This is a genomic window from Burkholderia sp. Ac-20392 (genome assembly GCF_017104585.1).
Classification (GTDB): domain Bacteria; phylum Pseudomonadota; class Gammaproteobacteria; order Burkholderiales; family Burkholderiaceae; genus Burkholderia; species Burkholderia lata.
Genome location: NZ_JAAGPB010000461.1, coordinates 1 through 6,549 on the forward strand (window position 1 = coordinate 1; position 6,549 = coordinate 6,549).

Below are 6,549 nucleotides of genomic sequence, written 5' to 3' on the forward strand. Positions count from 1 at the left end.
TCACGGCGGCGCCGCGGGCGCGCATGTCTGCGGCGAGCTGCAGCAGGCCGGCCTGCTCGGGCCCCGGCGGAGCGAACACGAGCAGCGGATAGTCGCGGTCGATCAGCTCCATCGGGCCGTGGCGGACTTCGGCGCTCGAGAACGCCTCGGCCTGGATGCCGGACGTTTCCTTCAGCTTCAGCGCGGCTTCCTGCGCGATCGCGAGGCCCAGGCCGCGGCCGATCACGATCATCCGCTCGACACCGGCCAGCGCGGCAACGGCCTGCGACCAGTCGAGCTGGCCGGCCTGCGCGAGCACGTCGGGCAGGCCGCGCAGCGCGGTCATCAGCGCGGCGTCGCGCTGCCAGAAGGCAACGATCTGCGCGGACAGCGACAGCATCGCGATATAGCTCTTGGTCGCGGCCACCGACAGTTCGGGGCCGGCGAGCAGCGGCAACTGGTGTTCACATGCATCGGCGAGCGGCGACGGCAGCACGTTCACGGCGGCGACGGTGCGCGCGCCGGCTTCGCGCAGCGCAGCCATCGTGTTGACGAGATCGGGGCTCTTGCCCGACTGGGAGAAGGCGATCGCGAGCTGGTCCTGCACTTTCAGCGGCGCCTGCTGCAGCGTCGCGACCGACATCGGCAGCGACGCGACCGGCACGCCGAGGCGGCTCATCGTCAGGCTCGCGAAATAGCTCGCGGCGTGATCCGAGCTGCCGCGCGCGACCGTCAGCGCGACGGCCGGCGGGTGATCGAGCAATTGGCCGGCGAGCGCTTCGACGCGCGTGGTGTCGGCGATCTGCGCGGCGACGACCTGGGCGGACTCGCGCGCTTCCTTAAGCATATTCGACAATCGATTCTCCTTCGACATAGGTCGCGGTGAGGTTCAGGTCGCGATCGAACACCGCGAGGTCGGCCCATGCGCCGCGCTCGAGGCGGCCGCGATCGGTGACGCCGAGGTAGTCGGCCGCGTAGCGCGACATCCGGTTCGACACGTCGGCGATCGGCAGGCCGAGCGACACGAGGTTGCGCAGCGCCTGGTCCATCGTCAGCGTGCTGCCGGCGAGCGTGCCGTCGGCGAGGCGCACGCCGCCGAGGCACTTCGTCACGTGCTGGCTGCCGAGCCGGTATTCGCCGTCGGGCATGCCCGTTGCGGACGTGCTGTCGGTCACGACGTACAGGCGCGGGATCGCGCGCAGCGCAGCACGAATCGCGCCCGGGTGGACGTGCAGCAGATCGGGGATGATTTCCGCGTATTCGGCGTGAGCAAGTGCCGCGCCCACCAGGCCCGGGTTGCGGTGATGCAGCGGCGACATCGCGTTGAACAGGTGCGTGAAACCGCATGCGCCGTGCTTGAGCGCGGCCACCGCGTCGTCGTAGGTCGCGAGCGAATGGCCGAGCTGCACGCGCACGCCGCGCGCGGCCATCTCGCCGATGATCTCGATGTGGCCGGCGATTTCCGGCGCGAGCGTGACGACGCGGATCGGCGCGATCGACAGGTACTTCAGCACTTCGTCGAGCACGGCCGACACGGCCGCGTCGGGCTGCGCGCCGAGCTTGCCGGGGTTGATGTACGGGCCTTCGAGGTGCACGCCGAGCACGCGCGCGCCGCCCGGCGTGCGGGTGCGCGCGACGCTGCCGAGGTTGCCGACGACTTTCATCAGTTCGTCGCGCGGCGCGGTCATCGTCGTCGCGAGCAGGCTCGTCGTGCCGAATTGCGCGTGCGTGCGGGCGATCGTCTCGATCGCGTCGCCGCCTTCCATCACGTCGGCGCCGCCGCCACCGTGCACGTGCAGGTCGATGAAGCCCGGCAGGATGTAAGGCGCGTCGTTCTTCGCGGGATCGACGGGCTTGCCGTCGAGGGTCGTGATGCGGCCGTTCTCGCTATCGAGCGAACCGTGAATCCAGCCGTCGGGGGTAAGGATGTTTCCAGTCAGCATGACGTTCTCTTGATGATCTGGTGACGCGGGCATCCGCGTCGTGATTTGCAAATCCGTGTCGTTGCTTCACGCGTGTCGCGCGCGGGCAGTCTCGCGCGTCAGCGTTTCAGTTCGGCGACGAAGTCGTAGTAATCGTCGCGGCAATACGTTTCACTCACTTCGATCGCGCGCTGGTCGGCGCCGTAGCCGATCCGCGTGATCACCAGCAGGGCCGAACCCGGCTTCACCGCCATCCATTTCGCGATCGCGTGGGTCGCGTTCGCCGCGCGAAAGTGCTGCAATGCGCGCACGACGGTCATCCCGCGCGCTTCAAGGTATTCGTACAGCGACGCGCCGAGCACCTGCGGATCGGGCACCACCGCGGCCGGCAGCGTCGAGTGCTCGACCGCCATCACGATGCCGTCCGCGCGGCGCAGCCGTTCGAGCCGCGCTACCGTCGCGCCGGGCGCGAGGCCGAGACGCGTGATCTCGTCGCGGTTTGCGGCGCGCAGCGTGCGCGACAGCCACACCGAATCGGGCACGAAACCGCGCTGCTGCATCTTCGCGGTGAAGCCGACGAGACGCGACAGCGGATCGGCGACACGCGGCGTGATGAAGCTGCCCGCCCCGCGCGCCCGCTTGATCAGCCCCTGCTCGACCAGCAGCGCGAGTGCGCGACGGGCCGTGATCCGCGACACGCCGACCGACACCGACAGCAGCCGTTCCGACGGCAGCGCCTCACCGGCTCGCCACGCGCCGGCGTGGATCGCGCTCGCCAGGTTGCGGGCGAGCTGCAGATAAAGCGGCGTGTCGCTGAGGGGATCGGGCGCCAGTTCGGGCCAGCCGGTTTCCATGTGCCTCCGGGTGTCGGACGACGACCGCAGGCCGTCGAAAGTGAGGGCATTATATAACCACCATAATACCAGTCAACGAACTGGTATTAGCGGTGCGAAAATCGCCGAAAGCCTTGCCCGGCAAGCGTTTTAGCACTCACAAACCCTTTGTTTACAACGAAGTACGGGATAGGGATTTACCCGGATTGGTATGCAAGGGGACAGTTCCCGTACGCGGTTCGGCCAGGTTTTGGGCGCGAATATAAGACCTGAATAGAACCAGTTGAGCCGACTGGTATGCATGGATGACGAGGCACCGCGCGTTCGGCGGCGTGCGCCGGTTGCGTCAGTGGAATTCGCGGCTCGATGTGCGCAGGCCGCCTAGCAGCGGCGTCAGATCCTCGAAATGCTGCACGACGAGGTGCCTCACGTCGCTCGCGACCTGCCACACGCCGGACGCGGCGAGCAGCCGCGAATCGAGGGTTTCGCGGCGCTGCCGCGCGAGCAGCTCGGGCCGGACGATCAGGTTCACGCAGCCCGTTTCGTCCTCGAGCGTCATGAACATCACGCCTTTCGCGGTGCCCGGCATCTGCCGTGCGGTCACGAGCCCGCATGCGCGCGCGAGCCGGCCGTCGGGGCGGTCGTGCAATTCGGCCGCGGACGACAGCCGCCGCGCGCGCAGCTCGGGCCGCAGCAGCGCGACGGGGTGGCGGTTCAGCGTGAGGCCGGTGGTGTGATAGTCGGCGAGGATGTCGTCGGCTTCCGACGGCGCGCCGAGTACGGGCTTCTCGGATTCGTCGATCGGTGCGGTCGCGAGCAGGTCGCGTTCGGGGGCGGCGGCAACCGCTTGCCACAGCGCATCGCGGCGATGGCCGGCGAGCGTCGCGAGCGCGTTCGCGGCGGCGAGCGCTTCGAGATCGCGGCGTTCGAGTTGCGCGCGGCGGGCGAGGGTGTCGACGTTGTCGAACGGGCCGGCCGCCGTGCGTGCGGCTTCGATGCGGCGTGCGGCAACTTCGCCGAGGCCACGCACGAGCGACAGGCCGAGCCGCACGGCCGGCTGGCCGTGCGGAGGCGGCTGGTCGGGCAGCGCTTCCAGCGATGCTTCCCAGTTGCTTTGCGTCACGTCGATCGGCAGCACCTGCACGCCGTGACGCTTCGCGTCCTGCACGAGTTGCGACGGCGGGTAGAAACCCATCGGCTGGCTGTTCAGCAGCGCAGCGAGGAAGATCGCCGGTTCGTGGCATTTGAGCCAGCTGCTGGCGTACGCGAGTTTCGCGAAGCTGGCTGCGTGGCTTTCGGGGAAACCGTAATCGCCGAAGCCCTTGATCTGTTCGAAGATCTGTTCGGCGAAGTCGGGCGGGTAGTCGCGCTCGCGCATCCCGTCGACGATCTTGCGGTGATATTGCTCGAGATTGCCCTTGCGCTTCCACGCGGCCATCGCACGGCGCAGTTGGTCGGCCTCGCCCGGTGTGAAGCCTGCCGCGATCATCGCGATCTGCATCACCTGCTCCTGGAAGATCGGCACGCCGTATGTACGTTCGAGCGCGGGCTTCAATTCCTCCTTCGGATAACTGACCTTTTCGAGTCCCTGGCGCCGCTTCAGATAGGGGTGCACTGCCCCGCCCTGGATCGGCCCCGGCCGCACGATTGCAACCTCGATCACCAGATCGTAGTAAGTCCGCGGGCGCAGGCGCGGCAGCATCGACATCTGCGCCCGCGATTCGATCTGGAACACGCCGACCGTGTCGGCACGACAGATCATGTCGTAGGTCGCCTTGTCATCCTGGGGAATGTGCTTCAGCGTGAACGGCTCGCCATCCGGCTCCGGCGGCCCGCGCCACGCGGTGCGCATGTCGAATGCGCGATGCAGCGCCGACAGCATGCCGAGCGCGAGCACGTCGACCTTCATCAGCCCGAGTGCTTCGAGATCATCCTTGTCCCACTGGATCACGCGCCGCCCGTCCATCGCCGCGTTCTCGACCGGCACGAGCCGCGTGAGCTTGCCGCGGCTGATCACGAAACCGCCCGAGTGCTGCGACAGGTGACGCGGAAAGTTCAGCAGCCGCGCGGCGAGCCGGGCCCACGCCAGGATGAGCGGCGTCTCGGGATCGAGCCCGATCGTCGAGAATTGCTGCAGCAGGTCGCGGCTGCCGTCGAACCAGCGGTGCGCTTTCGCGACGCGATCGACCAGCATCGGATCGACGCCGAGCGCCTTGCCGGTTTCGCGCAGCACGCCACGCGGACGATAGGTCGATACGGCGGCGGCAAGTGCGGCGCGGTTGTGCCCGTATTTTTCGTAGATATGCTGGATCACTTCTTCCCGACGCTGATGCTCGAAGTCGACGTCGATATCGGGCGGTTCGCCTCGCTCCGCGCTGATGAAGCGTTCGAACAGCATCGTGCTCTGCTCGGGATTCACCTCGGTGATGCCGAGGCAGAAGCAGACGACCGAGTTCGCCGCCGAGCCGCGACCCTGGCACAGGATGTTCTGGCTGCGCGCGTATTTGACGATGTCGTAGACGGTCAGGAAGAACGGCTCGTAGCTCAGTTGCGCGATCAGGTCGAGCTCATACCGGATCTGCTTCGCCACTTTCTCCGGCACACCCTGCGGATAACGTGTGGCTGCCCCGGCCATGGTTTCCTGCTCCAGATAGCTCGTCGGCGTGAGCCCCTTCGGCACGATCTCGTCGGGATACTCGTAGCGCAGCGAGTCGAGTTCGAAATCGCACGCATCGAGAATCGTGCAGGTCTCCTCGATCTCCGCCGGCGAATACAGATTCCCGATCCGGTTCCGCCCGCGCAGATGCTGTTCCGCATTCGGCGCAAGCGCATACCCGCACTCGGAAACCGGCATCCCGACGCGAATCGCCGTCATCACGTCCTGCAACTCCTTGCACGAGCGCCGGTGCATCGTCACGTCGCCAAGCGCGACGATGCACACGCCACGCCGCTCTCCCGCCGCACGAATCTCCTCGCGCTGCGCACCGTCCAGCGCGCGCTGCAATTGCACGAGCCCGAGCCGCGCACGTTCGCCGAAGGTCGTGCGAAACCACGCGACCTGCGCATCGAGTACATCGGCACGCACCGGATACGTCGGCACGAGAATCGCGAAGCAGTCGGGCATGCCGCGCAAGTGCGCAAACTTGGCAGGCGGCGCCGACAGCATCCGCGACGTCAGCTTGTAAGTCCCCTTCGGGGCTTCCATCCGCCGCCACGAGATCAGCTCGGACAGGTTGCCGTAGCCTTCGCGGTTCTGCGCAAGCAACACGAGCCCGAACGCCCCGGGGCCCGGATCGTGGCCGGGCGCGACTTCATCCGGCGTGACGTCGAAATACGAACCGATGACGAGCGGCAACCCTTTCGCCTTCGCCGCGACGTGCATGCGCGGTGCACCGGCGAGCGAGCATTCGTCGGTGATCGCGATCCCGCGATAGCCGAGCTCGGACGCGCGCTCGACCAGTTCCTCCGCATGCGACGCGCCATGCAGGAACGAAAAGTTCGAACGGCAGAACAACTCCGCGTAATCGGGCAGCCAGCTGAATTCCGCAACCATCACCGTTCACCCGAACAGGCCGTGCAGGAACCAGCGCGGCTCGGCCTCGCTGCCCGCCCGCTCCTTGAACACCCAGTAGCACGCACCGGCCTCGTCCTGCGCGACGCAGTAATCACGCGCCGCAAGTTGACCATCGAACCACCCTGCCTCGATCCGCTCAGGGGACGACATCATCCTGAGCGGCGTATGAAATACCGGCCGCTCCCCACGCATCAACAACGGCAGCGGCTCCGCCAGCAACCACGCGGGCCTCGGCGGCACG

At 67.3% G+C, this 6,549-nt stretch carries 4 protein-coding genes and 1 pseudogene; all 5 read right to left on the bottom strand.

The features are described 5' to 3' along the window. Positions 1-826: SIS domain-containing protein (locus G3N99_RS31985; RefSeq protein ID WP_206124378.1), on the bottom strand; the 826-nt coding region annotated here is incomplete at its 3' end. Then, positions 819-1,922 (bottom strand): N-acetylglucosamine-6-phosphate deacetylase, encoded by a 1,104-nt coding sequence (nagA, locus tag G3N99_RS31990; RefSeq protein WP_041492962.1) that lies wholly within the window; start codon positions 1,920-1,922, stop codon positions 819-821. The genes G3N99_RS31985 and nagA, both read right to left, overlap by 8 nt. 98 nt (positions 1,923-2,020) lie before the next feature. Then, a complete protein-coding gene (locus tag G3N99_RS31995) occupies positions 2,021-2,755 on the bottom strand; it encodes a GntR family transcriptional regulator (RefSeq protein WP_174937806.1) in 735 nt (244 codons plus the stop codon). A 325-nt stretch (positions 2,756-3,080) separates the two neighbouring features. Further along, positions 3,081-6,287, bottom strand: coding sequence for an error-prone DNA polymerase (locus G3N99_RS32000; RefSeq protein ID WP_206124377.1), 3,207 nt, complete (start codon positions 6,285-6,287; stop codon positions 3,081-3,083). Between the two features lie 6 nt (positions 6,288-6,293). Continuing rightward, a pseudogene (locus G3N99_RS32005) lies at positions 6,294-6,549 on the bottom strand (DNA polymerase Y family protein); the annotation flags it as partial.